The sequence below is a fragment of the Actinomadura barringtoniae genome (assembly GCF_017573505.1).
In the GTDB taxonomy this organism is placed as follows: Bacteria; Actinomycetota; Actinomycetes; order Streptosporangiales; family Streptosporangiaceae; genus Spirillospora; species Spirillospora barringtoniae.
In genome coordinates, this window is the sequence record NZ_JAGEOJ010000034.1 from 31,376 (window position 1) to 58,357 (window position 26,982).

Sequence of the window (26,982 nt, forward strand, 5' to 3'; positions counted from 1 at the left end):
GACCGAATGCGAGCCGTAGTTCGGTTATAAGTGGCTTACTCCAGCATAGGCACTTCGGTGCCGTATGGGTGGCTGGATCCGGACTTGTTGATCACTACCAGCTGGTGGCGAGCGGCATGCCCTCGGCGTAGCCCGACGAGCCCTGGATGCCCACCGTGGCCCGCTCGTGGAACTCCTCCAGCGTCGCGGCGCCCGCGTAGGTGCAGGAGCTGCGCAGCCCGGCGACGATCGAGTCGACCAGGTCCTCCACGCCCGGACGCTGCGGGTCCAGGAACATCTTGGAGGTGGAGATGCCCTCCTCGAACAGCGCCTTGCGTGCCCGGTCGAAGGGGGAGTCCTCGGCGGTGCGCAGCCGGACCGCGCGGGCCGAGGCCATCCCGAAGCTCTCCTTGTAGAGGCGCCCGTCGGCGGCCCGCTGCAGGTCGCCCGGCGACTCGTAGGTACCGGCGAACCAGGAGCCGACCATCACGTTGGCGGCGCCGGCGGCCAGCGCCAGCGCGACGTCGCGCGGGTGCCGCACGCCGCCGTCGGCCCACACGTGCCGGCCGAGCCTGCGCGCCTCGGCGGCGCACTCCAGCACGGCCGAGAACTGCGGCCGCCCGACCCCGGTCATCATCCGGGTCGTGCACATGGCACCGGGGCCGACGCCGACCTTCACGATGTCGGCGCCCGCCTCGATGAGGTCGCGGGTGCCCTCGGCGGTCACCACGTTGCCCGCCACGATCGGCACGCCCGGGTCGAGGCCGCGCACCGCCGCCAGCGCGGCGATCATCTTCTCCTGGTGGCCGTGCGCGGTGTCGACGACCAGCAGGTCGGCGCCCGCCTCCAGCAGGGCCTTGGCCTTGCCGGCGACGTCGCCGTTCACGCCCACGGCGGCGGCGACGCGCAGCCGCCCGGCGCCGTCGACGGCCGGGTCGTAGAGGGTGGCGCGCAGCGCGCCGGTCCGGGTGAGCACGCCCATGAGGCGGCCCTGCGCGTCCACGACGGGCGCGAGCCGGTGGCCGCGCTCGTGCAGGCGGTTGAACGCCTCGCGCGGATCCACGGTCTCGGGCAGCGTCAGCAGGTCGCGGGCCATGACGTCGCGCAGCTGGGCGAAGCGGTCCACGCCGTGGCAGTCGGCGTCGGTCACCACGCCGACCGGCCGGTCGTCCTCGACGACGATCACCGAGTTGTGCGCCCGCTTGGGCAGCAGCGCCAGCGCCTCGCCGACGGTGTCGCCGGGCGCGAGCGAGATCGGGGTGTCGAAGACCAGATGGCGGGCCTTCACCCAGGAGATGACCTCGGCCACCACCTCGGCCGGGATGTCCTGCGGGATCACGGCGATGCCGCCGCGCCGGGCGATCGTCTCGGCCATCCGGCGGCCGGAGACCGCCGTCATGTTGGCCACGACCAGCGGGATCGTCGTCCCGCTCCCGTCGACGGTGGACAGGTCCACCCCGAGCCGGGAGCCGATCGCCGACCGGCGAGGGACCATGAAGACGTCGTTGTAGGTGAGGTCGTGAGCGGAATGCTCACCGTTCAACAGGCGCACGGCTGTTCTACACACCAATCGCGGATGAAAGTGGCTGGGCCACCGTACATTGTGATCCATACCCCCAGGTGCTTCGACCAAAGCGCCCCGCTGTCTGTGCCCTTGCCCGGTCTGTCAGGTACGGGTCCCCGTTCTGTCAGAGCACGGAGGGTACCGGAGCGGCCGGGCGGGCCCCTGGGGAGCGCTCCCGCGGCGTCCGAGCAGGGACGGTCCGCCTCCTGTCAGGGGTTTTCAAAACGTGACTCCTGGCTTCCAGATCGCGCGACTCGCCGTGACAAGCCTCCTACCTGCGGGACTAGGGAGATTTAGCGCGACTCAGTGGAATAGAGGGCAACGTGAGGTTTCGCTCTCTGTAAAGTTACCTCTTGACGTTGGTGCGACGCCGATGCACTTTTTTTACATGTGCCGACGCGTACGGCCGTACCTCTGCAAGAGGTTTCACAGCAGAACACCGGGAGAGGCGCATGCGGTTCACGCTCTTGACCCCGGTGCGCCGTGCGCGCGGGTCGGGTGCGCACGCCCGGCCGCCGGTTGACCGACCGTCCGGAGGTGGCCGGGGCCCGTTGTGCTGCCGGCCCGGTTTACCCGGCGCCGCTTTCGGCGCCGCGGCGGCCGAACGCCGACGCTTTGACGGCGGCTGAACGCGGCGAACACGAGCAAGATCAATATTTGACGTCATACCGTTCCGAAATGGAATGATCTTGCAGTTGCTGGCACCGATACAAGGCATGTCGAGGAGGAGAGCCGTGCTGGATGCGGTCGACGCCGTGCTCGTCCGCGAGCTCCAGCGGGATGGCAGGGCGACGTTCCAGGCGCTCGCCGATCGCGTCGGGCTGTCGCGCACCGCGGTGCGGGCGCGCGTGCAGAATCTCCTCGAGACCGAGGTCGTCCGCGTGGTCGGCATCGTCCACGCCAGGGTGGTCGGCGCGGAGGCGATCGGCCACGTCGCGATCACCGTGGAGGGCTCGGCGCGGGAGGTCGCCGCCGCCGTGGCCGAACGCCCGGCCGTCAGCTTCACCGCGCTGACGGCGGGACCGCACGACCTGGTCGCGCAGGTGCGCACGCGAGACGACGCCGCGCTCGCCGCGGAGGTCGATCACATGCGGGCGGTACCCGGCGTGCGGTCGGCGGAGGTGTTCCGGTCGGTCGCGACGGTCCGCGACACCCACGCGGTGGTCCGCGAGCTGGGCGACATCACGCTCGACGACATCGACTGGCGCCTGCTGCAGGAGCTGCAGCGCGACGGTCGCGCCCCCTACACCCGGCTGGCCCACATCATCGGCCTGTCCCAGGCCGCGACCCGCGCCCGCGTGGTGCGGTTGATGCGTTCCGGCGTCATCCAGGTCACCGGCCTGGCCGACCCGCTCGCGCTCGGCGCCTCCGAGCTGGGCGGCTTCGGGCTCGTCGTGACCGGCGGGCTGCGCCGGGCCGCCGAGGCCGTGGCCGAGCAGGACGGCGTGCGCTACCTGGCGACCGGCTTCGGGCGCTATGACATCGTCGGGCTCGCCGAGGCCGCCTCCCGCGCGGAGCTGGTCGCGGTGCTCGACGCGGTGCGCGCCGTGCCGGGCGTGACGGTACGGGAGTCCTGGCACCACCTCGACGTGGTCAAGGAGTCCTACGCGGTCGAGCTGCCCGAGAAGCCGCTGAACGGTTCGTGATCCGTTCTTCCCCGGGGCCGCACGGCCCCGGGGAGGCGGGCCGTTCTGACGGCCGGGCCGTTCGGTGACCGGGCCGTTCGGGTGATGAGGTCGTTCGGTGGCGCCCTGCGGTCAGTCCCGGCTGAGCGCCACCTCTTCGAGGTCGAGCTCGTTCATCACGCGGTCGAGCACCGCGTCGTCGATGCGGCGTTCGTCGCGCATCTGCACGAAGACGCGGCGTTCGGCCTCGAGCATCTCCCGGCGCAGCCGCCGGTAGGTCGCGGTCGGCACCTCCTCGCCCTCGGGCCCGGTGCCGCCGCCGAGCCGCTCCCACGCTTTCAGCTGCCGGTATTCGGCGAGCTGCCGGAGCCGTTCCACCACGGTCTCGTCCAGCGGATCGGGATCGTCCGCGGTCAGCTCCTCCAGCCGCTCGAGCGCGGCGCGGGCGGCGGCGTGCTGCGCGCCCGCCTCGGCGACCGCGTCGGTGTAGCGCTCGCGTTCGCCGCTGCCGATGCCGAGCAGCCGGATCAGCGTCGGGAACGTCAGCCCCTGCACCAGCAGCGTCGCCAGCACGGTGGTGAACGTCAGGAACAGCACCAGGTCGCGACCGGGGAACGCCTCGCCGGAGCTGGTGAGGATCGGGATCGCGAACGCGGCGGCCAGCGACACCACCCCGCGCATCCCGGCCCACGACAGCACCACCGCGCCGCGCCACCCGGTCCACTTCTCGTCGCCGCGGATCCTGGCCGACAGCCAGCGCGGCACGAAGGCGGCCGGGAACACCCACACGAACCGGACCGCGACCGTGATCGCGAAGACCGCCGCCGCCCACCACGCCAGCGACGCCCAGCTGTAGTGGGACAGCCCGTCCACCACCGCCGGGAGCTGGAGGCCGATGAGCAGGAAGACCACCGACTCCAGGATGAAGATCATGATCTTCCAGAACGAGTGCCCGATCAGCCGGGTGACCGCGGCCGAGTCGGTGAACCGCTGGCCGAGGTACAGGCCGCTCACGACCACCGCGATGACGCCCGAGGCGTGCACGGCCTCGGCGATCAGGTAGGCGGCGAACGGCGCGAGCAGCGCGATCGAGTTCTCCACCAGCGGGTCGCGGATCCGGTTGCGCAGCCAGTGCAGCGGCGGCCCGAGCAGAAGCCCGACCGCGACGCCCGCGATCGCCGCGAACAGGAACCGCCCGACGCCGTCCAGCAGCGTGAAACCGCCGCCGATCGCGGCCGCCACCGCCACCCGGAAGGCCGTCAGCGCGGTCGCGTCGTTGAACAGGCTCTCGCCGAGCAGGATCGTCACCAGCCGGCGCGGGATGCCGAGCCGCTGCGCGACGCTCACCGCCGCGACCGCGTCCGGCGGCGCCACGATCGCGCCGAGCACGAACGCCGCCGCCAGCGGCAGGTCGGGGATGAGCAGGTGGGCCGCGTAGCCGACCGCGAGGGTGGTGAACAGCACCAGCCCGACCGACAGCAGCGCGATCGGCCGGGCGTTCTCGCGCATGTTGTAGTACGAGCTCTGCCACGCCGCCGAGAACAGCAGCGGCGGCACGAACACGTACAGCACGAACTCGGGGTCGAGCTCGAAGTCCGGTACGCCCGGCACCGCCGTCACCAGCAGCCCCGCGATGACGAGCATCAGCGGGGCCGACAACCCGAGCCGCCGCGACACCGCGGCCACCGCCACCGCGGCGACCGGGATCGTCAGGAGCCAGAGTGCGTCTGTCGCGTCCACGTCCAGATCATGGCACGGGCCGACCGGGCGGCAGCGCAGGCGGCGCGGCCGGATCAGCCGCCGCCGGCGCGGGCCGGATCAGCCGCCTCGCCACCACCGCGCGATGGACCGGGCGAGGCGGCGCGGGGCCGTGGGCGGGGCGACGGCCTCGGCGGATAGGTCGTCGCCCCGCTCGGGCGCCGGGCCGGCCGCGGTGTGGGCGGCGGGCACCGGCGGTTGAGGGTTGGTCTGGTTCGGAACGGCCCGGTGGGGGCTCGCGGGGGGAAAGCGCACGGGCAGTGCTTCCAGCGCCCGGTGGAACGGGCCTGGCCGCCAGGTCAAGTCGGTGGCGGGCACGGCGAGATCCAGTTCGGGCAGCCGGTCGAGGATCTTCTCGATGGCGACCGAGGCGATGAGCCGGGCCGGGCCCTTGGCCGGGCAGGTGTGCGGGCCCGCGCTCCAGGCCAGGTGGGCGCGGTTGCCGGCGCGGGCGCCCGCCGCCCTGGACGGGTCGGTGTTGGCGGCGGCGAAGCTGATGACCACCGGTTCGTCGGCGGGCAGCCGCACCCCGGCGAAGTCGACGTCCTCGCGGGGATAGGTCACCGCGTAGTTGGCCATCGGCGGATCCGACCAGAGGATCTCGTCGAGCGCGTCCTCGACCGGCAGGCTGCCGCCCGACAGGTCGCCGGCGAACCGGGCGTCCGACAGCAACAGCCGGATCCCGTTGGTGATGAGGTTCTGCTCCGGCTCGGTCCCGGCGCCCATGAGCACGACCAGCTGGTGCGCCATCTCCTCATCGGTCAGCGCCGCCGGATGGGCCATCATCCACGACGTCACGTCGGGGCCGGGCTCGCGGCGCTTCAGCGCGACCAGATCCAGCACGGCCTGGTTGAGAACGGTGTTGGCGTGCTCGGCGTCCAGCCCGTCGAAGATCCCGCTCATGCCGAACACGAACCGGTCGCCGAGCTCGGCCGGGCAGCCGAACATCTCGTTGAACACCATCAGCGGCAGCACCCGCGCGTACTGCTTCACCAGGTCGGCCTCGCCCTCGCCGGCGAAGCCGTCGATGAGCTCGTCGGCCCGCCGCTCCACGAGTTCGCGCAGGGTCTCCGAGTCGAACCGCGGCAGGCAGCCGGTCACCACACCGCGCAGCCGAGCGTGGACGGCGCCATCGGTGAACAGGCAGTTCGGCCGGTACCCCATCATCGGCAGCACCGGGCAGTCCGCCGGGACCTTCCCCTCCCACCGGCGTGGATCCTTGGGGAAGGTGCCCGGATCGCGGAGCACCTCGAGCGCGGCGTCGTAGCCGACGATCAGGGTCGCGGGAACGCCGGGAGCCAGCTCCACCGGCGCGGCGGGCCCTCGCTCGCGCAGCTCGTCGTAGATACGTTCGGGCGCGGCGGCGAACTCGGGGCCGTACATCGGCGCGCGGGCGTGGGCCGGGCAGGCGGACAGGGGATCGGAGGTGGTCACGCTGACTCCTGGTCGAGGGAGATGAGGTGGTCGACGAGGGCGATGAGCGCCCGCGTGGACGAGGCCTGGTCGCGGGCGTCGCAGGTGACCAGCGGCGTCTCGGGCAGCAGGTCCAGCGCCTCGCGGACCTCTTGGTCGGGGAAGGCCGGGGCCGTCTCGAACCGGTTGACCGCGACCGCGTAGGGGAGGCCGTGGCGTTCCAGCAGGTCCATCACCTCGAACGACTGCTTCAGGCGCGCGGTGTCGACCAGCACCAGGGCGCCGAGCGCGCCGCGGGCCAGGTCGTGCCAGAGCCGCTCGAACCGGCTCTGGCCCGGCGTGCCGAACAGGTACAGCACCAGCCGGTCGCTGAGCGTCAGGCGCCCGAAGTCCATGGCCACGGTGGTGGTGGTCTTGTCCGGCACCCCGGCCAGGTCGTCCACCACGGCGCCGGCCTGCGTCATCAGCTCCTCGGTGCGCAGCGGCCTGATCTCCGAGAGCGTGCCGACGAACGTGGTCTTGCCGACCGCGAAGTGCCCGACGACCAGCAGCTTGACCGCGGTCCGCACGGTCTCGGGCAGGTAGGCCGGCGGCGCCGTCTCGGGCGCGGTCTCGGCCGCGTCAAAGGCGGGCGCGGAGTCCATCGAGCACCTCCTGCAGGAGCTGGAGCCGTGGTTGCTGCGTGGCGGGCGCGGCGCGGGTGGTGACGTGGCCGGCGTCCATGAGGTCCGACAGCAGCACGCGGGTCACGCCGACGGGCAGCCGCAGATGCCCGGCGATCTCCACGACCGACAGCGCGCCGCCCTGGCACAGCCGGACGATGCGGCGCTGCTCGGGCCCGAGCCCGGCCTGCCGGTCGCCGACGGCGATGACGAGCGTCACCAGGTCGAACACGTTGCGGCTCGGATGCGCGCGACCGCCGGTGACCACGTGCGGGCGGACGAGCGCACGCTCGCCGCGCGGCCGGTTCATGCCGCCGGGCCCGCGCCGGGAGCGTGCCTCGGCGGGCTCGTCAGCTCCTTGCCGAGCCGCTGAACGAGCTCCTGCAGCCGGTAGGAGACCGCCTCCATATCGACGTGCTGCGTCGCCGAGACGGCCAGGTAGGCGCCCGGACCGGCGGCGACGAGGAACACATAGCCGTCGTCGAACTCGCTGACGGTCTGCCGCCAGCCCGCGCCGGGGTCGCCGCCGCAGAACTCGGCGGTGGCGCGGGCGAGCGACTGCAGCCCGGACATGCCGGCCGCCTGCCGTTCGGCCTCGTCGAACCCGATCCGTTGTGAGTGCGCCATCAGCAGGCCGTCGGCTGACAGCAGGATCGCCTGCCGCGTCTCGGGCATCCGCAGGGCGTCGTCGAGCATCCACCCGAGCCTGTTGCCCGTCGCCAGGGCCGTCTGGTCCATCGAGTCGGTCATGGCCGCGGGTCCTTCCCCTCGTCGTCGGGCGTCGCGGCGGCACGGCCGGAGCGCGTGCCGCGCTGCCAGGCCCCCAGGCCCGCCGCGGTCGCCCGCGCCCGGCCGGGCTGCGGCTCCGCGGTCTCGCCGCCGGATGTGCTCTCGCCGGACGCCTCGGACGCCTCGGACGGCTCCGCCGCGGGAGGTCCGGCGGCCGGCAGGCGCCGCCGTTTCGGCAGCCCGCCCGCCGTCGTGACCACGGGCCCCGGCTCGGGCACGGACACGGGAGCGGCCATGGGGACCGGGACCTGAGCGCGGGCCTGGGCGGGGGCCTGAGCAGGGGCCGAGAGCGGGGCCGCCGGGCGTTCGCCGGGAACGTCGGCGAGGAGCGCGTTCGGTACGAAGACGACCGCGCGCACGCCGCCGTAGGGCGACCTGCTGTCGACCGACACCGTGAACCCGTACCGGGCCGCGAGCACCCCGGCCACCGCGAACCCGACCTGCGGCGGGTCGCCGAGCCGGTGCACGTCGGCCGACCGGGCGCCCGACAGCAGCCGGGCCGCGTGCTGGAGCTCCTCCACGTCCATCGCCACGCCCGCGTCGTCGATCACGATGGCGACGCCGTTGTGCGTCGCCTGCACGTTGACCTCGACCGAGGTGTCGGGCTGGGAATGGCGCGCGGCGTTGTCGAGCAGCTCGGCGACGGCGAGCACGACCGGCTCCACCACCCGCCCCGCGACCGCGGCGTTCACCGGCGAGCTGACGCGGATCCGCAGGTAGTCGCGGATCCGCGAGGTCGCGCCGCGCACGACGTCGCTGAAGGAGGACGCCGAACGCTGCTGGCCGGGCCACGATCCGCACAGCACCGCGGTCGCCTGCGCGCGGCGGCCGAGCTGGGCGTTCATGTGGTCGAGCTGGAGCAGACCGGCGAGCACGTCGGGGTCGTCGTGGCGCTCCTGCATCGCCGACAGGGCCAGCTGCTGCTCGCCCGCCAGGCTCTGCACCGCGCGCATCATGGCGCGCATCGTGGCCTTGGCCGAACGGTCGGAGTGGGTCCGGACCCGTTCGGCCGTGGCGGCGACGAGCTCCAGCATCGCCTCGATGTTCTTTTCGTAGGCGGGGCCGAGCGCGCGCGGGTCGTGCCTGGGGCCGGACACGGTGACGGCCGGGTTGTGCAGGGATTCCAGCAGCTCGGGCAGGCGGACCGAGACAAGGTGCCCGATCTCCCGGTCGCGGATGTCCAGGCCGTTGCGCAGCGCCGCGTTCTGGGCCAGCAGGCGGCTGCGGACCTGCCGTTCCCGGGTCAGCAGCAACGCGAACGCCGCGATGGCGCCGATCGAGCAGACGGCGGCCAGCACCAAGAGGAATTGCTCCATCAGATCCTCGTGAACTACGGGGTGGGGTCGGGGGAGGGGGAGGCGGGAGCGGGCCGGGATTCAGGGGCTGCGCGCGATGCCTCGGAGCATCAGGACGGAGGCGGCGTCGTGGCCGAGGGGACGCACGCCTCCCTCCTGAAGCTCCAGGCCGTCGAAGAATCCGCTGATCGCGGCGTGCGAGCGGAACCAGCCCGAGCCGAGCCGCTCCACCAGCAGGTCCTCCAGCTCGTGCGCGAGATCGGCGTAGGGCTCCCCGGGACGCGGAGCGTGGAAGTGGCTGATCGCGATCATGGAGCCGCGCGGCACGAGCTCCAGGTACTCCCTGACCACGCCGGCCGGGTCGTCGGCGCAGGTGATGTGGTGGAGAACGGCGGTGAGCAGGATCCCGACCGGGCGTGCCGGGTCGAGCACGCCCTTCGCCGCGCTCTCGCGCAGCACCGCCCGCGGGTCGCGCAGGTCGGCGCGCACCATGGCGGTGAGGGCGCCGTCGGCGAGGAACACATGGCCGTGCGCGATGACGGCGGGGTCCTGGTCGACGTAGGCCACGGTGGCCTCGGGAGCCCCGGCCCGGACGGCCGAACGGATGTTCTCTGCGTTGGGGAGGCCGCAGCCGAGGTCCAGGAACTGCGTGATGCCCCGCTCGGCCATCCGCCGCGCGGCCTGCGCCGCGAACACCCGGTTGTCACGGAAGATCCGCGGCAGCTGCGGGACGTGCTCGATCGCGGCCCCGGCCAGGGCGCGTTCGACGGCGTAGTTGTCCTTGCCTCCGAGCATCGCGTCGTAGAAGCGAGCCACCGCGGGCCTGGCGCTCGTGATGCGGGGCGTGGCTCCGCGGCGCGCGGAGGTGGGCAAGTGCGGGATATCGGTCATCGTGGTCAACGGGTGTTTCCTCGGAGCCGGAGGCACATCTCGTGGGGTCGGGGATGGAACGTCGGTTCCGAGACGATAAGCCGCATCACGCGGCGTCGCTTGCCCGTGCGCGCAGAGAAGTTGCGCCCGCGCGCACCGGCCATGATCAGCAAGAACGTGAAACTTCGTCACACCCTGTCCCGATCTGATTGCGATCTGATGGATTCGCGATGTTCCGGGTGCGAGATCGGTTTACGCTGCGCCCGAGGCGTCGCGTACGAGCGTGACGAGCCGGTGCCGTGCCGTGGTTCCGGCGGCCCGGGCGGAGGATGAGCGATGTCGGAGTCGACCTACGTCGTCGAGTCGTCGTCGACGGCGGACGTGTCCGCCGCCGACCGCGCGGAGTTCTGGCGCGAGCACATCGCGGACTACCAGACCCGCCTGGCTCACGTGTACGAACGCACCGACGACTTCCGCGGCGAGACGGTCCGGCAGCGCACCGCGTCCTTCCAGCTCGTGGAGTTCGCGTCGGAGCCGATCACCTACGCCAGGACGGCGCGGCAGATCAGCGCGGACGGCGACGAGGACTACCGGTTCCTGATGCCGGTGCAGGGCGGGGCACGCATCCGGCAGGGCGGCGAGGACGTGCTGCTGTCGCGCGGCGCCGGCGGCCTGCTCGCGTTCGGCGTTCCCTTCGAGGCCGCCCAGACCACCTCCACCAAGGCCTACATCCTCACGATCCCGGCGAGCGAGGTGAACGGCCCGCTCAACCGGTCGGCGCCGCTGTCCCTCGGCGTCGACCTCACCACCGGCCTCGGCAGGGTCCTCGCGCAGATGACGCTCGGGCTGGCCGACGAGCGCGACCGGCTCACCGCGATGCAGTTCGACGCGATCTGCGTCCGGCTGGCCGAGCTGCTGTGCATGCTCGCGGTGGGCGACGACCGGCCGACCGCGTCCGGTCATCTGGCCGAGGTGGAGATGATGGTGCGCCGGTACGTGCGCGGCCACGCCGCGGACCTGGAGCTGACCGGCGCGACCGTGGCACGGGAGCTGGGCTGGTCGCTGCGGCAGGTGCAGCTGGCGCTGCAGCAGGCCGGGACCACCCCGCGCGAGCTGATCAAGGAGGAGCGCCTGCGGCTGGTACGGGTGCGCCTGAACGATCCGCGCTTCGTGCATATGACCATCTCCGAGCTGGCCCACGCGTCCGGATTCACGTCGGCGAGCGTGCTCAGCACGGCGTTCCGGCAGCGCTACGGCGTCTCCCCGCGCGAGCTGAGACACGAGCACCGCGAATCCTGACCCGCCGCGATCGCCGCTCCGAGACGCGATCGCCGCTCCGCGATGCGCCGGCCGTGCGGGAGGTCTCGCGCTAGCCGCGTGAGGCCTCCTTGGCGAAGGCGAGGAAGTCGCGTGCCACGGGAGGCAGCTGGCGGTGCGCGTGCACGAGGCCGATCATCTTGGTGAGCGGCGGCATGAACGAGCGGACCGCCAATCCCTCGGTGTCCTCGATCTGGTTGCGGTACCAGAGCAGCGAGCCCATGCCCGCGCGCACCCAGCCGAGCCAGGAGCCGCGTTCGTCGGACTCGACCGCCGGCACCGGGCTCGCGCCGATGCGCTCCAGCATCGCGTCGATCTCGGCCCGCCGGGCGCTGCCACGGCCGGGCAGCACCAGCCGCATGCCGTCCAGCGCGGTGAGCGGCACCGGCTCGCGCAGCTTCAGCGTCGGCGGCGAGATCAGCACCACCTCGCGCTGCTCGAACGGATGGGCGGCGAGGTCGCCGGGGACGGGCAGGTCGGTGAGCGCCAGGTCGGCGCGGCCGGAACGGATCGCCGAGGCGACGTGCTCACGGCCGTCGCAGCGGATCACCCGGACCCGCACCGCGGGCTGGTCGCGCGCGAAGCGCGGGATCAGCCGCCCGGTGAGCTCGGGTTCCAGTGAGGACGTGGTCGCGATGCGCAGTTCGGCCCCGCGGCCGTTCGCGCGCGACACCGAGAGCCCCTCGATCGCGTCGATCGCGTCCAGGGCGACCCGTGCCTGCCGGACCACCTGCTCGCCGACCGCGGTGAGCACCACGCCCCGTCCCGAACGGGCGAAGAGCTCCACGCCGAGCTCGCGCTCGAGCTCGCGCACGGCCCGCGACAGCGCGGGCTGGGCGACATACAGCGCCTGAGCCGCCGACGTCATGGTGCCGTGGTCGGCGGTGGCCACGACATAGCGCAGCTGCCGCAGATTCATGCCCTGACCGTATGACAACGAACCGATCCGGTCTTGGACATAGCCGGAATCGGACCCGAGATTTGCATGTCATCACGTGTCGTAATCGAGACTGAGGTGAACACATGTCAATCGGGCGTTCGCACCTGCTCGCCGGCGTCGTTTTCGGAGCCGCCGCCCTGGCCGTCCCGCCGTCGGCGCTCGCCGCCCCGGCCGCACCGGCCGCGCCCGCCGGGCGGCCCTCGTCCACGCCCGCCAAGGCCGCGCGGCCGCTGGAGATCCTGCTGACCGACGACGACGGCTACTCGGCGCCGGGCATCCAGGCCGCACGGCAGGCGCTCCTCGCGGCGGGCCACCACGTGACCGTCGTCGCCCCGGCCGCCGACCAGAGCGGCGCCGGCACGGGGATGACCGCGAAGTTCGGCGCGCAGATCAAGGCGCGGCAGGAGTCGCCCGGGGTGTGGTCGGTCGGCGGCACGCCCGCGGACTCGGTCTACTTCGGGCTCCAGGTCGTCTTCGCGGGCCGCAAGCCCGACCTGGTCGTGTCCGGATCGAACTTCGGCCAGAACACCGGCGCTCTCGCCACCCACTCCGGCACGGTCGGCGCGGCGCTCACGGGACTGGAGAACGGCGTCCCGGCGATCGCCGTCAGCACCGAGATCGACCTCAAGGCGGGCCAGGACGCCACGCTCAAGGCGTTCCCCGCCACCGCCAAGTACCTCGCCGACCTCATCGCGCGGCTCCAGCGGGCCGGGCACGGCGGCCGGGTACTGCCCTCAGGCGTCGCGCTGAACGTGAACTACCCGATCGTGGACGGGACCCCCAAGGGGACGAAGGCGACCCGGCTCGGCAAGACCTCGTTCGTACTGCCGAAGTACCAGCCGGCCGGTCCGGACACCTACGTCATCACGCCGGACTTCCCGACGACTCCCGAGCCGGTGCGGAACGCCGACACGACCGCACTGGCCCAGGACTACGTCACCGTGACGCCGATGGACGGGGACTGGACGCTCTCACCGGCGAGCGTCCCCGGCCTGCCCCGGTGAGCCGCCACGGTGAGCGTCACGGTGACGACGTGGCGGGGACCGGCTTCTCCGGCTCGGGCTCCAGCGGGGGAGCGCCCACCGCGCAGTTGAACTTCGGGTCGGGCACCTGGCCGTCGGGGCAGGTGCGCAGCGCGTCGTCGCGGACGGTGAAGAAGCTCAGGACCGCGCCGCCGAGCAGCATCACCGAGCAGATGACCATCGCCTTGTGGAACCCGTCGGAGAACGCGGCGGGATCGTTGTAGGCGTCCCCGGTCAGCCCCGCCAGCGGCGGGATCGCCGCGACCGACAGCAGCCCGGCGGCGCGCGCCACCGCGTTGTTGACCCCGCTGGCCACCCCGGCGTGCCGCACGTCGGCGGTGGCCAGCACGGTCGCGGTCAGCGGCGCGACCATCGCGGCCAGCCCGAGTCCGAAGATGACGATCGCGGGCAGCACGTCCACCAGGTAGGAGGCGTCCTTGCCGACGCGTGAGGCCAGCAGCATGCCGCCCGCCGCCAGCACCAGCCCCACCGTCATCGGCTTGCGCGGCCCGATCCGCTGGGCCAAAGCCCCCGAACGCGACGACAGCAGCAGCATCAGCACCGTCACCGGCAGCATCGCGCTGCCCGCCGCGATCGCCGAGAAGCCGGAGACGACCTGAAGGTTCAGCACGAACAGGAAGAACATCACGCCCATCCCGCCGTACACCACGAACGTGACGATGTTGACGGCGGTGAACTGCCGGGAACCGAAGATCGACAGCGGCAGCATCGGCTGCGGCGCCGCCTTCTCCGCACCGTCCTTGCCGTGGCGCCTGATCACGCCGATGTGGCGGCCCTTGCCGCGGGCCCGCTCGACGTAGACGAAGGCGACCGCGGCCGCCAGCCCGAGCGCCGCCGCGGCGCCGATCACCGCGCTGGAGACGTTGCCCTCGGGCGCCTCGGTCAGCGCGTAGGTGGTGCCCGCCAGGGTGAGCGCGGCGAGGACCGCGCCGAGGATGTCGAAGCTGCCGCGCGCGTCGGGGTCGACGCTCTCGGGGACGTGCCGCAGCGTCACCGCGACCACGACCGCCGCGAGCGGCAGGTTGAGCAGGAAGACCCAGCGCCACCCGGCCGACTCGACCAGCCAGCCGCCGAGGAACGGCCCGATCGCGCCCGCCACACCGCCGAGGCCCGACCAGGCGCCGACCGCGCGCGGCCGGTCGTCGGAGCTGAACGAGGCCTGGATGATGGCCAGCGAGCCGGGGGTCAGCAGCGCGCCGCCGACGCCCTGCAGGGCCCGCGCGGCGACCAGCATGCTGATGTCCTGCGCCAGGCCGCACAGCAGCGAGGCCAGCGCGAACCACACCACGCCGATCACGAACACCTTGCGGCGCCCGTAGCGGTCGCCCAGCGAACCGCCCAGCAGGATGAAACCGGCGAGGGTGAGCGTGTAGGCGTTCACCGTCCACTGCAGCCCGGCCATGTTGGCGTGCAGGCTGGTGGCGATCCTGGGCAGCGCGACGTTGACGATCGTCGCGTCGAGCATGGCCACGCCCGATCCGAGGACCGTGGCCAGCAGAATCCAGCGACCCGTCGGGGTCGCCAACCGAACGTCGGGCATCAGACGATCAGTTCGTCCGCGAAGCACCAACGCCAGTCCTCGCCCGGCTCGAACGAGCGGACGATCGGATGGGTCTCGGCGTGGAAGTGCTTGGTCGCGTGCCGCATCGGCGAGGAGTCACAGCAGCCGACGTGGCCGCAGGCCAGGCACAGCCGCAGGTGAACCCACCGGGTCCCGCCCGCCAGGCACTCTTCGCATCCCTCCGGGGTCCGCGGCTGCGGGTCCTCCGCGGGGAGGTCGTTCACGTGTTCACACGAAGCCATAGCTGCATCGTGCCACGCGCGGGGGCGTGAGATCACCGCCCGGGTGCGCCGAATCGCGGACCGGGCGCCACCGGCCACGGACCGGGGCCGCTTGATCACCAGTGGTCGGGGCTGAAGGGCTCGTCCTCGGGCCGGACCGACTCCGACAGCAGCCGCAGATCGGACTCGACCATCATCGAGACCAGCTCCTCGAAGGTCACGCGCGGCTCCCAGCCGAGCTGCTCGCGGGCCTTCTTGGGGTCGGCGCAGAGCAGGTCGACCTCGGCGGGCCGGGTGTAGCGCTCGTCGAGGACGACGTGGTCCTCCCAGTTGAGCCCGACGCTGGTGAACGCGAACTCGACCAGATCGCGGACCGACTGGGTCTGGCCCGTTCCGATGACGTAGTCCTCGGGGGTGCCCTGGTTCAGCATCATCCGCATGGCGCGGGCGTAGTCGCCGGCGTAGCCCCAGTCGCGGCGGGCCTCCAGGTTGCCCAGCCGCAGCTCCGACGCCAGGCCCAGCTTGATCCGGGCGGCGCCGAGGGTGACCTTGCGGGTGACGAACTCGGCCCCGCGGCGCGGCGACTCGTGGTTGAACAGGATCCCGCTCACCGCGAACATCCCGTAGGACTCGCGGTAGTTCTGGGTGATGTAGTGCCCGTAGGTCTTGGCCACGCCGTACGGGCTGCGCGGGTGGAACGGGGTCTTCTCGTTCTGCGGCGTCTCCCGGACCATGCCGAACATCTCCGAGGAGGAGGCCTGATAGAAGCGGATCTGCTCCCCGTCGGGGGTGCGGGACGGGCTGATCCCCGACACCACGCGGATCGCCTCCAGCGTGCGCAGCACGCCCATGCCGGTCACCTCGGCGGTGAGCTCGGCCTGCTGCCACGACATGGGGACGTAGGAGATCGCGCCCAGGTTGTAGACCTCGTCGGGGCGGACCCGTTCGACCGCCGAGATGAGGCTACCCTGGTCCAGCAGGTCGCCCGTGGTGATCTGGACGTCGCCGATGTGCTTGCGCAGCCGCGACACGTGCGGATTGGCCTGACCGCGCACCAGGCCCCAGACCTCATAACCCCGCTCGAGCAGGTGCTCGGCGAGGTACGAGCCATCCTGCCCGGTGATCCCGGTGATGAGTGCTCGCCTGGACAGCGGATCCTCCAGCTGATTAGGACAGATGCTGAGGCCCATCACGGGTGTGACCGCTTCCCGCAACGAGTGTGAAATATGAGGTTAGCGACCTCTTAGCGATGCTGACGAGCGAGGGCGCCGTTTAAACCGAATTTGCTTCGAGTTCGTTTCGCGCCGGGAACGCCGAAACCGCGCTGTGCAGGGGCTTCCTGCGAGGTTCCGTGGCGCCGGCGGCCCGGATGTGCGACCGTTTGATCATCATGACGAGCCCGAACGGCCTGCCGCCTGCCCCGCCGACCGCCCCTCCCGAGCGGTCCCTCCCGCCCCTGCGCCTGAACGGGCGGGACCTCGGCCGGTTCGCGATCATGGCGGTGGTGAACCGGACCCCGGACTCCTTTTTCGACCGGGGCGCCACCTACGGCTTCGACGCCGCCCTGGCGGCGGTGGACAAGGCCGTTCAGGAGGGCGCCGACATCATCGACATCGGCGGGGTCAAGGCGGGCCCTGGCCAGGTCGTGGACGTCGCCGAGGAGCTGCGCCGGGTAGTGGACCTGGTCGCGGCCGTACGGGAGCGGCACCGCGAGATCGTGATCAGCGTGGACACCTGGCGGGCCGAGGTCGGCCGGGAGGTCGCCGCCGCCGGGGCCGACCTGCTGAACGACACCTGGGGCGGTCCCGATCCCCGCCTGGCCGAGGTGGCCGCCGAGCACGGGATCGGCCTGGTCTGCGCCCACGCGGGCGGCCTGGAGCCGCGCACCCGGCCGCACCGGATCGCCTACGACGACGTGATGGCCGACGTTCTGGCGCACGTGACGGCCGAGGCGGAGCGGGCCTCGGCGCTCGGCGTACGGCGGGACGCGATCATGATCGATCCCGCGCACGACTTCGGCAAGAACACCCGCCACTCGCTGGAGATCACCCGGCGGCTGGACGAGATGGCCGCCACCGGCTGGCCCGTGCTGGTCGCGGTCTCCAACAAGGACTTCATCGGCGAGACGCTCGGCCAGCCGGTCGAGAAGCGCGGGGTCGGCACCATGGCCGTGCTGGGCGTCTCGGCCTGGCTCGGGGCCCGGGTCTTCCGGGTGCACGACGTGGCCGGGACCAGGGACGCCCTGGCGGCGGTCACAGCCCTCTCAGGCCGTCCGTAGCGGCCACAGACGGCCGTTCGAGGCCGGGGTCAGGGAAGGGTCAGTGGGACGAGGCGGCTTCGCGCTGGCGGGCGCGGTAGGCGGCCACGTGCATGCGGTTGCCGCATGTGCGGCTGTCGCAGTAGCGGCGGCAGCGGTTGCGGGACAGGTCGACCAGGACGCGCGAGCAGTCGGGCGCCTCGCAGGTGCGCAGCCGGTCGAGCTCGCCCGCCGCGACCACGTACGCCAGCGCCATGCCGCAGTCGGCGGCCAGGTGCTCGTTCATGGGCGCGCCGGGGGCGAAGAAGTGCACGTGCCAGTCGAAGCCGTCGTGGTCGGTGAGGTGCGGGGTGGTCCGCACGGCGCCGACGATCTCGTTCACCAGGCCGACGGCGGCGGGCACGTCGGCGGCCTGGAAGACCGCGTGGAACTTGGCGCGCAGGGCCAGCACCCGGGCCAGGTCCTGGCCGGTCAGGTCGTGCACGTCGCTGAAGCTGTTGCGATCGACGAAGTCGCGCAGGCCGTGCAGGTCCGCGAGCTGCTCGGTCCCGGACGCCTCGGGCGCGGTGTTGATCAGGTCGACGACGGTCGCCAGCGCGTGCTCGGCGTCATGAGTGAAGATCACGATGACTCCAGTCTCGGAGACCTGGGGTGGTCAGCTCCGGTGGGCGACGCCGAGGGGAGCGACTCGGACACTGCCTGACCTCCACCATATTCCGCAGATCGTGATCGTCCGTGCAACCCGGGCGGTTACGGGCTGCCGACGTGGCGACACTCCGCTGTCCTCGCCTCTTGACACCCGGCCGCCGCCGGATGATCGTCCGGGCCGCCCGCGGGGAATGATCGGCCCGTGGGGGATGAACGGATCTTCATCGTCTTCCTGGTCATCGCCGTCGTGGTGCTGCTGGCCAGGGCGCTGGCGACCAGGCTGGGTGTGCCCGCCGCCATCCTGCTGGTGATCCTCGGGGTGGCCGCCGGGTTCGTGCCCGGGCTGCCCAAGGTGGTGGTGTCGCCAGAGCTGGTGCTGCTCGGCTTTCTGCCGCCCCTGGTCTATCACGCCGCCTTCTTCACCGCGCCACGGGAGGCCCGCGCCGACGCCATCCCCATCTTCACGCTGGCGTTCGGGCTCACAGCCGTCACCACCGCGGCCGTGGCCGCGACGGCCTTCGCGCTCCTGCCGGGCTCGGGCTGGGCCGCCGCGATCGCGTTCGGCGCCGCCGTGGCCCCGACCGACGCCGTCGCCGCCACCTCGGTCATGCAGCGGCTCGGCGCCCCGCCGCGGCTGGTCACGATCCTGGAGGGTGAGAGCCTGATCAACGACGGCGTCGCCCTCACGATCTTCGGGCTGGCCGTCGAGTCGCTCAGCGAGCCGTTCACCCTCGCGCACGGCGCGGTCCGGCTGGCGCAGGTCGTCGTCGGGGGAGTGGCGTTCGGGCTGCTGGTCGGCGTCGTGATCCGCAAGTTCCGGCGGCACATCCAGGACCCCATCAGCCAGGTGATCGGGCTGCTGGTCACCCCGTACGTCGCCTACATCCCGGCCGAGAACCTCGGCTTCTCGGGCGTGCTGGCGACCGTGACGGCCGGCTTCTACCTCGGTACGCGGGGCGAGGGCATGCTTCAGCCCGCCTCCCGGATCGCCGGGCAGATGTTCTGGCGGGTGCTGATCTTCCTGCTGGAGTCGATGCTGTTCGTGCTGCTCGGCCTGGAGATCCGCCAGGTCCTGGAGCAGCCCGGTAACCACACCTGGGCCGAGGTCGCCCTGACGGCGCTGGCGGTGTCGGCGGTCGTCATCGCGGTCCGGCTGCTGTGGGAGCTGTTCAACGGGCCGCTGGCGAGCCTGCTGCCGGGCGGCGAACGGATCCAGCGGGGGCTCGGCTGGCGGCCGCGACTGGTCATCGGGCTGTCCGGCCTGCGCGGCGCGATCTCGCTGGCGATCGTCCTGTCCCTGCCCACCTCCGTCGGCGAGGACCGGGGCATGCTGATCCTGCTCACCGCGCTGGTCGTGCTGGTCACTCTGGTCGGGCAGGCGCCGCTGCTGCCGTACGTGCTGCGCCGCCTGGGGCTGGTCGAGTCCGACCGGCTGCGGCTGGAGGAGATGGGCGCTCGCAAGGCCATCCTGCAGGCCGCGCTCGCCCGGCTGGACGACCTGGCCGACGACGACGAGGTCGACGAGCGCACCGCCGACGCGTTCCGGCAGATGCTGGAGCTCCGCCTGGAACGTATCCAGGGCCGCCTGCGCGAGGAGAAGGGCGAGGGCGAGGCCGAGCCGGAGGAGAGCACCGTCGCCAGCCGTGGCCGGGTCCGGACGGCCCTGGTGAACGCCCAGCGCGCCAAGCTCGACGCCCTCTACCGCAAAGGCAAGATCGGCGCCGACACGCGGCGCCGGATCAGCGGCGAACTGGACTTCGAGGACCCCGTCGTGACCCGGCAGGTCAAGGGGTGAACGCCCGCGGGGCCCGCCGGGTCGGCGGGCGGGCCGTCAGCGCGAGTAGAGCGGGTCGGCGACCACGGGGTAGTACGAGCCCTCGTGCTGGACCCGCATCGTGATGGTCTGCCCCTCCAGGACGTAGTCGGCCTTGACGGGCCGGTACATCGAGTCGCACGCCCACGGGTTGTAGAGGCGGCCCACCGTCGCGCCGTAGCGCAGGTGGACGACGTCGTAGCCGCCGGACGGCATGGCCTCCAGCACCAGGCCGTCGGCCAGCGAGACCGGGAAGCGGAACTCGCTCGGGGCGTCCGCGCCATGGATCACGGTGAGCAGCCGGATGCCGCTCGCGGTCGTCTGGGCGACGATGTCGGTGTCGACCTCGATGCCCACGAAGACGCGCAGGCTCGGCCGCAGCACCTGGGCGACGGTGTCGGCGGCGGGCACGTCGATGCCGAAGTGGATCCGCTGGCCGTCCTTGGTCGGTACCCAGACCCCGTCACGCGCGCGCTGCCCCCAGGCGACGTCGGGGTTCTCCAGCTCTTGAGGCTCGTTCTTCCCCCGGGCGACGAGTACCCGGGACGCTGCGTTCATCGCCGCGGCAGCCCCATCCCGTGCATGCCTCATGGCGGGCCCCCTCGCCTTCTTTCATCACAACCGTGACATCACACTGTTTCGGGTTTACCACGGGGAGGTAGTTCATGGTGTGCCTTGACCGGCACTTGGGTACATCATGACGTTCGCCCCGTGCGACGTCGCACCTTACACCACCCTTATCGGGACAGTCTGACCCGTAACTAGGATGGATCTCCATGAGCACGATCCGCATCGCCGAGCTGCCGCCGGCCGAGCAGGAGTCCATCCGCTCCATGCTGCGCAAGTCCACTCCGCTGCACGAGCTGCTCGCCCTTGAGATCACCGAGATCGGCGACCGGCACGCGGTGCTGTCGATGCCCGTGCGGGAGGAGGCGTTCAACAGCACCGGCAACCTGCACGGCGGCGCGATCGCCACCCTCATCGACGTCGCCGCAGGCACCGCCGCCGCGCGCGGCAGCGGCTTCGAGCCGGGCAAGGTCAGTCTGGTCACCGCCGACCTCCACGTCCGCTACCTGGGCAGACCGCACGGCGACGTCGTCTTCGCGCGCGCCGAGGTGCTGAAGGCGGGCCGCCAGCTGGTCATCGTCGAGTGCCGCGTGACCGACGCTGAGGAACGCATCATCGCCGCCGCCGACTTCTCGATGATGCTGGTCCCGCTGCGCCGCCCCCTGCGTCCCGTCGCCACGGCCACCGACACCGACCCCGACCTCTGATCCAAAAACACATTGCCCCGGATCATGAACCGGGCGCATCCTTGTGTGCATCAAAGAAAACGAAAGCACGAAGGGATGAGCCAGCGGATAGGCGACCGGATTCCAACTCCGGTGAAATGTGGGTTCGACTCCTACCGTCCCTGCTGAGAGTGATCGTTGGGCTTGTGGTGTAACGGGAACATTTCTGTTTTGCACGCAGACGATCGGGGTTCGATTCCCCGCGAGTCCACGCGGTAACCGCAGTACATGCCGTAGAGGCCTTGGCGGTGAGGCATCAGGTTTCCACCCTGACAAACCGGGTTCGACTCCCGGCTACGGCTCCACGGAGGACTGGCCGAGCGGTAAGGCACCCGTTTCGAAAACGGTAGTCAGGGTGAGACCTGCGGGAGTTCGATTCTCTCGTCCTCCGCCATTGCGACGACGGCGCCGCGGCATCGGGATCGATGCCGCGGCGCTTTCTCATGCGTCAGGCGACCGAGGCGGCCGGAATGAGCACTGGTTCCTCATTTCCGGTGTTCTGCACCTCGCCCGGGTGGCCGAGGTCGGCCAGGACCTCCGAGAGGCGGTCGAGTGCGGTGGCGATCCAGGGGACCGTGGCCGGATCCGGCGCGGCCAGGGCCTCCAGGCGCTGCTCGTCGTTCTCCCCGTACAGCAGGCTCGGCGCCACCCGCACGCGCAGCGCCTCGGCGGGCTCGCCGAACGAGCTGCCCGGCAGGACGCCCACTCCGTAACGTTCCAAAAGAAGATCGCACAGGTCGGCGGCCGTGCGGACACCGTGGCGCGCCTGGAGCGTCGCGCGCAGGGGGTCCAGGTCCGGGTAGACGTAAAAGGCCGCTTCCGGCCGCCGCACGCGGGCCCCGGCCGCGGCGAAGCGGTCGGCGACCGCGCCCATCACCGCGGCGTGCAGGCGCCGGCTGCGGTCGACGTGCGCGACCAGCTCGGCCGGTTCGGAGTAGGCGAACGCGGCGGCGTGCTGGACGGGCGCGGGCGAGCTGGACCAGATCTCGCTGGCGATGCCGAGCAGACTGGCGCGCAGGGCCTCGCCGAACGGGCCTTCGGGCAGGCGCGCCACCCCCAGGCGCCAGCCTCCGGCGGCGTGGGCCTTGCTCAAAGAGGACGTGACGACCGTGCGCTCGGGCGCGAAGGCCGCCGGGCTGTGCACCTGGCGCGAGGGGTCGTGGACGAGGTCGCGGTAGATCTCGTCGGAGATGATCACCAGGTCGTGCTCGCGGGCGACCGTGCACAGCCGCCGGACGGTCTCCTCCGAGGCCAGCGTGCCGGTCGGGTTGTCGGGCAGCGTCACCACGACGGCGCGGATCGTGCGTCCGGCGGCGCGGGCGCGGACCACCGCGTCGGCGAGCAGCGCCGGGCTCGGCACCCCGCCCTCGCCGGGCGGGGTCGCCACGAAGACCGGGTCGACGTTCGCGAGGGTCGCCTGCGCCGCATAGGACACCCAGCTCGGCGCCGGCACGACCACGTCGCCGCCGATCGCCGTGATGAGCGCGAAGAGCAGGGGCTTGCTGCCGGGCCCGCTGACGATCATGCCCGGGTCGGTGGGCAGCCCGCGCCGGGCCCAGTAACCGGCCACGGCGGCGCGCAGCGGGGCCGAGCCCGCGACCGGCCCGTACGCGCCGCGGTCGGCGCCGGCGGCCAGCTCGCGCACGAGCGCCGGATGGATCGGGATGCCCGCCTCACCGAAGCCGAGCGGGAGTACCCAGGCGCCTTCCCTCTTCTTACGCGCGATGGCCTCGTTGACCGCGAGGGTCGGGGAGAGCGGGACGTGACGTAGGGGAGGGTGGAGCGGGCGGGGCTCGGTGGGCAGGTCATGGACAGGCATCAAGCGCTCCAGGGCGTGACGAGATAACGGTGGGTGAAAGAGGAATCCCCGTGAGTGAACCGGCCGGGCTCGCTCACCATGTTTGCTCGCCACGAGCATCATCACAAGCGAGTCTCGTCGATGCTGACCGTAAGATGGACTGATGCTAGAAGTGCGAAGGCTCCGGCTGCTTTCCGAATTCGCCCGCCGGGGAAGCATCGCGGCCACCGCTTCGGCCTTGGGGTATACGCCTTCCGCGGTCTCCCAGCAATTGGCCGCGTTGGAACGCGAGACGCGGGTGGCATTGCTGGACCGTACGGCGCGCAGCGCGGAACTCACCGACGCGGGCCGGCGCCTCGCCGAACGCGCCGAGCAGATTCTCACGCTCGTCGAGGAGGCCGAGGCCGAACTGTCGGCGGAGGCGGACGCGCCGACCGGCAGGGTGGTGGTCACCGCGTTCCCGACGGCGGCGGTCGCGTTCGCCCCGGCGCTCGCGCGCAGCCTCGGCGACCACCCCGGGCTCACGTTCGTGCTGCGGCAGACGCGGCCGAGCGACGGCATCCGGCAGGTGCAGAGCGGCGAGGTCGACATCGCGCTCGTCGACGACTGGACGGGCAAGCTCGCCGACCAGTCACCGGCGGCGCTGAAGTTCTTCCACCTGCGGACCGATCCGCTGGTGCTGGCCGTTCCGGCGTCGCACCCGATGTCGGATCCGCAGCGGGCGGTCGACCTTCAGGAACTGCGCGAGGAGCCGTGGATGGCCGCGCCGCCCGGCGAGCCGTCCCGGCAGGCCGTGGAACGCCTGCTGGACACGGTCGGCGGCGCCCGGCCCGTGCCGTGGGAGTTCGAGGGGCTGCACACCATCCTCAGCCTCGTGGCCCGGGGCATCGGCATTACCGCGATCCCGGCGCTGGCGCTGGCCGCCGGGGACCGCGGGGTCGCCGTACGCGACATCCCCGGCGTCACGCTCGCCCGCGAGGTCTTCGCCGTCACGCGCGCGGCGAGCGTCCGGCGGCCGTCGGTGGCGGTCACCATGCGCGCCATCTACGCCGCCGCCCAGGAGGTCTCGGCGGCCCGGACCGAGCCCGGCGAGTAGGCGATCAGGCCGGGCGAAGCCACCTACGTGTAATCGAACCAGCCCTGCATCTTGGCGCCGAACATCATGTCGCCGGAGATCTTGATCTTGCCGGTCATGACGCCGGTGACGCCGTTCAGCTTGCCCGCGCACAGCCGCAGCAGGTTCGGCAGCGACATGCCGAGCGTGACCTTGGCCTTGTCGGGGGCGCCGCGGCCGCCCTCGGCGGTGCCGCCCGCGATCGTGAGGTGATAGGTGCGCTGGCCGGAGGGGGTGTCGATGTTCCACCGGACGACGCCGCCGTCCTTGCCCGCCTTGTCGGGCACGAAGCGGGTGCCCATCAGCCCGAAGATCCGGTCGAGGACGTTGTCCACGCCGACCTCCCGGACGAACTGCGTGATCACCGCGTCGTCGACGCCCGGCGCCTCGAGCAGCTGCCGCAGCTCGCCCGGCGTGCCGACGGCGTTCAGCATCTCCTGGAACTGCCCGGAGTCGTCCATGTCGGGGGGAAGAGCCTCGCCCATCCGCGCCTCCTCATTGAGAACGTCTGCGAGAACCGTGTGCGAGAACTATTAACGACCGGTCTAATACGGTCAAGGGTGCTGGAAGGTGGGTTTTCGGTGTCCGGCGGGGGTCGTCGGTGTCCGGCAGGGGTGACGATAGTGCCGTGCGACCCGGAACGTGGCGAAGTCGCCCGACTACTTCCGGTCATCGGTGGGAGAATGTCCGAAGAGTGCAAATCTGGCCGCATTCGGCCGGGACCCGCACTTCAGCGGGCCCGGAGCCGAACCAACCCCCGAGCCGGTCCGGAGGCGGACCGGGGCGCACGGCGCCGCCGGAACGGCGCCCGGGGCGGAGGCGGGCCGGATGACCAGCGCGGTCGGTGCGAGGCGAAACCGTACGGGGGAGCCTGGATCTTCACGTACCGTGGGGCTGGTCTCGACCACACCACCGGCCCCAGCGGCCGATCCGGGAGTGCAGCGCCTGATGGAACGACCGTCCACTCTCCTCGCGGACCCGGCCGGGCCGGCGGGCGACGAGCAGCACGGGCATCACGCTCGCCATGCCCACCATGCGTTCGAGCTTCCCCGGCTGGCGTCGATGCTCAGGCACGCGCTGCCGAAGTTCGTGGAGGGCGTGATCGCCCCGGTCGTGGTCTTCTACGCCGCGTTCGCGCTGCTCGGCCTGAACGGCGCGCTCGTCGCGGCCGTCACCTGGGTGTACGGCGGGATCGCCTGGCGTTACTGGCGCGGGCACGGGGTCTCGGGGATGCTGCTGCTGGCCGCCGTGGGCGTCACCGTCCGGGCGGGCCTGGCCGCGGCCACCCACAGCGCGGTCGTCTACTTCCTGCAGCCCACGCTCGGCACGCTCCTGGTGAGCATGGCGTTCCTCGCCTCGGTCCCGCTGCGGCGGCCGCTCGCCCAGAAGCTCGCCACCGACATGGTGCCGATGCCCGAGGCGTTCCTGCGGCACGAGCGGGTCCGGCAGTTCTTCCTGCGCATCTCGCTGCTGTGGTCGCTGGTGTTCATGGTGAACGCCTCCATCAGCACCTACATGCTCTTCAACGAGTCGCTCGGCATGTACCTGTGGGTGCGCACCGGCCTGGTGGCCGCGCTCGGCGCCGCCGCGGTCGTGGTGTCGGTGCTCGGCTTCAAGCGCTGCCTGCGCCACGTGAACGGCGAGCCCGCACTCGCCTGAGGGTCGAGGGTCGAGAGGCGAGGGCGCTTGAACGGGCGCTCGCGTCTGCTGAAGCAGGCACTCGAGACCGCCTGACCTTGCGGTCTCTGGGTTTTGCCTGGTTCGTCCTCCCGCCGAATCTCCGATAGATTTCACCCCATCACGGGGTAAAACGGGGGATTTGGAGTGTTTGTGAGGCTTACGGGGCGTGTGGGTTTCGTGCTGGCCGGCGGCGCGGGGGCGGCGATGGTCCTGGCCGGATGCAGCGGCGGTGACAGCGGGTCCGGTGAGCTCGCCGGCGGCTCGGGCCGTACCGCGAACCCGGTGACGATCACACCGGGGAACGGCACCGGCGCGGTCAAGCCGGACAGCCCGATCGAGGTCAAGGCCGCCGACGGCACCCTGAAGACGGTCACCGTCCAGGGCAAGGGCGCCACCATCACCGGCAAGCTCTCAGCCGACCGCAAGACCTGGCGCAGCGACCGCACGCTCACGCCCGGCACCGCCTACACCGTCACCGCGCAGGGCGAGCGCGACGGCAAGCCGAACACCGCGACCAGCAGCTTCACCACGCTGAAGCCGTCCAAGACGCTCTCGGTGGTCGACGTCACGCCGAACCTGAAGGGTGAGAAGGTGGGCGTCGGCATGCCGATCATGCTCCGCTTCAACCGGGCGGTCACCGACAAGGCGGCCGTCGAGCGGGCGCTGCAGGTCACGCCGGAGAAGCCGGTCGAGGGCGCCTGGCGCTGGATCGGCTCCGACCAGGTGATCTACCGCACCAAGACGTACTGGGCGCCCCATCAGAAGGTGCGCTTCCAGGGCCGGCTGGCCGGCGTGAACGCGGGCAAGGGCGTCTACGGCGCCAAGGACGTCGAGGAGACCCTCAGCATCGGCGCCGCCCAGATCACCACCGGCAACATCAGCAAGCACAAGATGACGGTCACGCGCGACGGGAAGAAACTGCGGTCCATCCCGTTCAGCGCGGGCAACGGCTCGACCCGCGAGTTCACCACCACCAGCGGCGTCCACCTGCTCATGGAGAAGGCCAACCCGGTCACGATGGTCTCGCCCGGCCGCAAGGAGGGCGATCCCGGCTACTACAAGACCGTGGTGAACTACGCGGTCCGCTTCTCCAACAGCGGCGAGTACACCCACTCGGCACCCTGGTCGGTCGGCTCGCAGGGCTCGGCGAACGTCAGCCACGGCTGCCTGAACCTCAGCCCGTCCAACGCCAAGTGGTATTACGACGTCATGCAGCGCGGCGACGTGATCAAGCTGACCGGCAGTGACCGCGACGTGGAGTACGACAACGGCTGGAGCTACTGGCAGCTCCCGTTCGAGCAGTGGAAGAAGGGCAGCGCGCTCAGCTAGATCGCCGGCCCGGC

Annotated in this window: 25 protein-coding genes and 4 tRNA genes; 13 read left to right on the forward strand and 16 right to left on the reverse strand. The window is 71.7% G+C overall.

The features are described 5' to 3' along the window. Positions 1-94: 94 nt before the first annotated feature. Complete coding sequence (locus J4573_RS49690; protein ID WP_208263465.1) at positions 95-1,531, reverse strand: GuaB1 family IMP dehydrogenase-related protein; 1,437 nt, start codon at positions 1,529-1,531, stop codon at positions 95-97. A gap of 746 nt (positions 1,532-2,277) precedes the next feature. On the opposite strand from J4573_RS49690, the gene J4573_RS49695 reads away from it, so the two are divergent. Continuing rightward, a complete protein-coding gene (locus J4573_RS49695; protein ID WP_208263466.1) occupies positions 2,278-3,189 on the forward strand; it encodes an Lrp/AsnC family transcriptional regulator in 912 nt (303 codons plus the stop codon). Positions 3,190-3,300: 111 nt separating this feature from the next. On the opposite strand, the gene J4573_RS49700 is transcribed toward J4573_RS49695, so the two are convergent. The 7 genes from J4573_RS49700 to J4573_RS49730 form a co-directional block, all read right to left on the reverse strand. Continuing rightward, positions 3,301-4,908, reverse strand: coding sequence for a Na+/H+ antiporter (locus J4573_RS49700; protein ID WP_208263467.1), 1,608 nt, complete (start codon positions 4,906-4,908; stop codon positions 3,301-3,303). A 78-nt stretch (positions 4,909-4,986) separates the two neighbouring features. After that, entirely contained in the window at positions 4,987-6,360 is a 1,374-nt protein-coding gene (locus tag J4573_RS49705; protein WP_208263468.1) for a cytochrome P450, read from the reverse strand. Further along, the gene (locus J4573_RS49710; protein WP_208263469.1) at positions 6,357-6,983 is read right to left on the reverse strand and encodes a GTP-binding protein; all 627 of its coding nucleotides are present in this window, start codon (positions 6,981-6,983) and stop codon (positions 6,357-6,359) included. Before J4573_RS49710 ends, J4573_RS49705 begins: the two co-directional genes overlap by 4 nt. Beyond that, positions 6,961-7,311 carry a DUF742 domain-containing protein gene (locus J4573_RS49715; RefSeq protein WP_208263470.1) on the reverse strand — a complete coding sequence of 117 codons (351 nt, stop codon included), beginning with the start codon at positions 7,309-7,311 and terminating at the stop codon, positions 6,961-6,963. The genes J4573_RS49710 and J4573_RS49715 overlap by 23 nt, the downstream gene beginning before the upstream one ends. Further along, on the reverse strand, positions 7,308-7,751 hold the full coding sequence (locus tag J4573_RS49720; RefSeq protein ID WP_243774866.1) for a roadblock/LC7 domain-containing protein: 444 nt from the start codon (positions 7,749-7,751) through the stop codon (positions 7,308-7,310). The genes J4573_RS49715 and J4573_RS49720 overlap by 4 nt, the downstream gene beginning before the upstream one ends. Continuing rightward, positions 7,748-9,106, reverse strand: coding sequence for an ATP-binding protein (locus tag J4573_RS49725; protein ID WP_208263471.1), 1,359 nt, complete (start codon positions 9,104-9,106; stop codon positions 7,748-7,750). The genes J4573_RS49720 and J4573_RS49725 overlap by 4 nt, the downstream gene beginning before the upstream one ends. 60 nt (positions 9,107-9,166) lie before the next feature. Further along, positions 9,167-9,976 (reverse strand): SAM-dependent methyltransferase, encoded by an 810-nt coding sequence (locus tag J4573_RS49730; protein ID WP_243774878.1) that lies wholly within the window; start codon positions 9,974-9,976, stop codon positions 9,167-9,169. Between the two features lie 315 nt (positions 9,977-10,291). Between J4573_RS49730 and J4573_RS49735 the strand changes: the two genes are divergently transcribed. Further along, positions 10,292-11,254, forward strand: coding sequence for an AraC family transcriptional regulator (locus J4573_RS49735; protein WP_208263473.1), 963 nt, complete (start codon positions 10,292-10,294; stop codon positions 11,252-11,254). Positions 11,255-11,324: 70 nt separating this feature from the next. Here the strand turns inward: J4573_RS49735 and J4573_RS49740 are convergent, their stop codons facing one another. Continuing rightward, positions 11,325-12,191 (reverse strand): LysR family transcriptional regulator, encoded by an 867-nt coding sequence (locus J4573_RS49740; RefSeq protein WP_208263474.1) that lies wholly within the window; start codon positions 12,189-12,191, stop codon positions 11,325-11,327. Positions 12,192-12,295: 104 nt separating this feature from the next. On the opposite strand from J4573_RS49740, the gene surE reads away from it, so the two are divergent. Beyond that, the gene (surE, locus tag J4573_RS49745; RefSeq protein ID WP_208263475.1) at positions 12,296-13,216 is read left to right on the forward strand and encodes a 5'/3'-nucleotidase SurE; all 921 of its coding nucleotides are present in this window, start codon (positions 12,296-12,298) and stop codon (positions 13,214-13,216) included. Between the two features lie 16 nt (positions 13,217-13,232). Here surE and J4573_RS49750 read toward each other — a convergent pair whose 3' ends face one another. From J4573_RS49750 to gmd, 3 genes are all read right to left on the reverse strand, one after another. Beyond that, the gene (locus J4573_RS49750) at positions 13,233-14,795 is read right to left on the reverse strand and encodes an MFS transporter (protein ID WP_208263476.1); all 1,563 of its coding nucleotides are present in this window, start codon (positions 14,793-14,795) and stop codon (positions 13,233-13,235) included. Then, positions 14,795-15,040: a UBP-type zinc finger domain-containing protein gene (locus J4573_RS49755; protein WP_307797525.1), complete on the reverse strand. Its 246-nt coding sequence runs from the start codon at positions 15,038-15,040 to the stop codon at positions 14,795-14,797. Before J4573_RS49755 ends, J4573_RS49750 begins: the two co-directional genes overlap by 1 nt. Positions 15,041-15,153: 113 nt before the next feature. Beyond that, complete coding sequence (gene gmd, locus J4573_RS49760; RefSeq protein WP_208263518.1) at positions 15,154-16,188, reverse strand: GDP-mannose 4,6-dehydratase; 1,035 nt, start codon at positions 16,186-16,188, stop codon at positions 15,154-15,156. 344 nt (positions 16,189-16,532) lie between these two features. On the opposite strand from gmd, the gene folP reads away from it, so the two are divergent. Then, positions 16,533-17,315 carry a dihydropteroate synthase gene (folP, locus tag J4573_RS49765; RefSeq protein ID WP_243774879.1) on the forward strand — a complete coding sequence of 261 codons (783 nt, stop codon included), beginning with the start codon at positions 16,533-16,535 and terminating at the stop codon, positions 17,313-17,315. A 40-nt stretch (positions 17,316-17,355) separates the two neighbouring features. Here folP and J4573_RS49770 read toward each other — a convergent pair whose 3' ends face one another. After that, positions 17,356-17,919, reverse strand: a complete 564-nt coding sequence (locus J4573_RS49770; protein ID WP_208263479.1) for a CGNR zinc finger domain-containing protein — start codon at positions 17,917-17,919, stop codon at positions 17,356-17,358. 225 nt (positions 17,920-18,144) lie between these two features. Here J4573_RS49770 and J4573_RS49775 point away from each other — a divergent pair, with 225 nt between their 5' ends. Next, positions 18,145-19,737: a Na+/H+ antiporter gene (locus J4573_RS49775; RefSeq protein ID WP_208263480.1), complete on the forward strand. Its 1,593-nt coding sequence runs from the start codon at positions 18,145-18,147 to the stop codon at positions 19,735-19,737. Between the two features lie 36 nt (positions 19,738-19,773). Here the strand turns inward: J4573_RS49775 and J4573_RS49780 are convergent, their stop codons facing one another. After that, entirely contained in the window at positions 19,774-20,313 is a 540-nt protein-coding gene (locus J4573_RS49780) for a hypothetical protein (protein WP_243774867.1), read from the reverse strand. A 218-nt stretch (positions 20,314-20,531) separates the two neighbouring features. On the opposite strand from J4573_RS49780, the gene J4573_RS49785 reads away from it, so the two are divergent. From J4573_RS49785 to J4573_RS49805, 5 genes are all read left to right on the forward strand, one after another. Next, positions 20,532-21,029, forward strand: a complete 498-nt coding sequence (locus tag J4573_RS49785; RefSeq protein WP_208263482.1) for a PaaI family thioesterase — start codon at positions 20,532-20,534, stop codon at positions 21,027-21,029. 71 nt (positions 21,030-21,100) lie between these two features. Further along, positions 21,101-21,172 (forward strand) — tRNA-Trp (locus J4573_RS49790). A gap of 15 nt (positions 21,173-21,187) precedes the next feature. Then, positions 21,188-21,258: transfer RNA gene (locus J4573_RS49795), tRNA-Ala, on the forward strand. Between the two features lie 19 nt (positions 21,259-21,277). Next, positions 21,278-21,352, forward strand: a tRNA-Gly gene (locus tag J4573_RS49800). Position 21,353: 1 nt separating this feature from the next. Beyond that, positions 21,354-21,441 (forward strand) — tRNA-Ser (locus J4573_RS49805). Positions 21,442-21,495: 54 nt separating this feature from the next. Here J4573_RS49805 and J4573_RS49810 read toward each other — a convergent pair. Further along, positions 21,496-22,866, reverse strand: coding sequence for a pyridoxal phosphate-dependent aminotransferase (locus J4573_RS49810; RefSeq protein ID WP_208263483.1), 1,371 nt, complete (start codon positions 22,864-22,866; stop codon positions 21,496-21,498). Between the two features lie 142 nt (positions 22,867-23,008). Between J4573_RS49810 and J4573_RS49815 the strand changes: the two genes are divergently transcribed. Next, the gene (locus J4573_RS49815; protein WP_208263484.1) at positions 23,009-23,941 is read left to right on the forward strand and encodes a LysR family transcriptional regulator; all 933 of its coding nucleotides are present in this window, start codon (positions 23,009-23,011) and stop codon (positions 23,939-23,941) included. A 23-nt stretch (positions 23,942-23,964) separates the two neighbouring features. Here J4573_RS49815 and J4573_RS49820 read toward each other — a convergent pair whose 3' ends face one another. Then, positions 23,965-24,444: an SCP2 sterol-binding domain-containing protein gene (locus J4573_RS49820; protein WP_208263485.1), complete on the reverse strand. Its 480-nt coding sequence runs from the start codon at positions 24,442-24,444 to the stop codon at positions 23,965-23,967. A gap of 463 nt (positions 24,445-24,907) precedes the next feature. Here J4573_RS49820 and J4573_RS49825 point away from each other — a divergent pair, with 463 nt between their 5' ends. Both J4573_RS49825 and J4573_RS49830 read left to right on the forward strand, forming a co-directional pair. Continuing rightward, positions 24,908-25,618 carry a VC0807 family protein gene (locus J4573_RS49825; protein ID WP_208263486.1) on the forward strand — a complete coding sequence of 237 codons (711 nt, stop codon included), beginning with the start codon at positions 24,908-24,910 and terminating at the stop codon, positions 25,616-25,618. A 189-nt stretch (positions 25,619-25,807) separates the two neighbouring features. Further along, complete coding sequence (locus J4573_RS49830; protein ID WP_307797526.1) at positions 25,808-26,968, forward strand: L,D-transpeptidase; 1,161 nt, start codon at positions 25,808-25,810, stop codon at positions 26,966-26,968. Positions 26,969-26,982 lie beyond the last annotated feature (14 nt).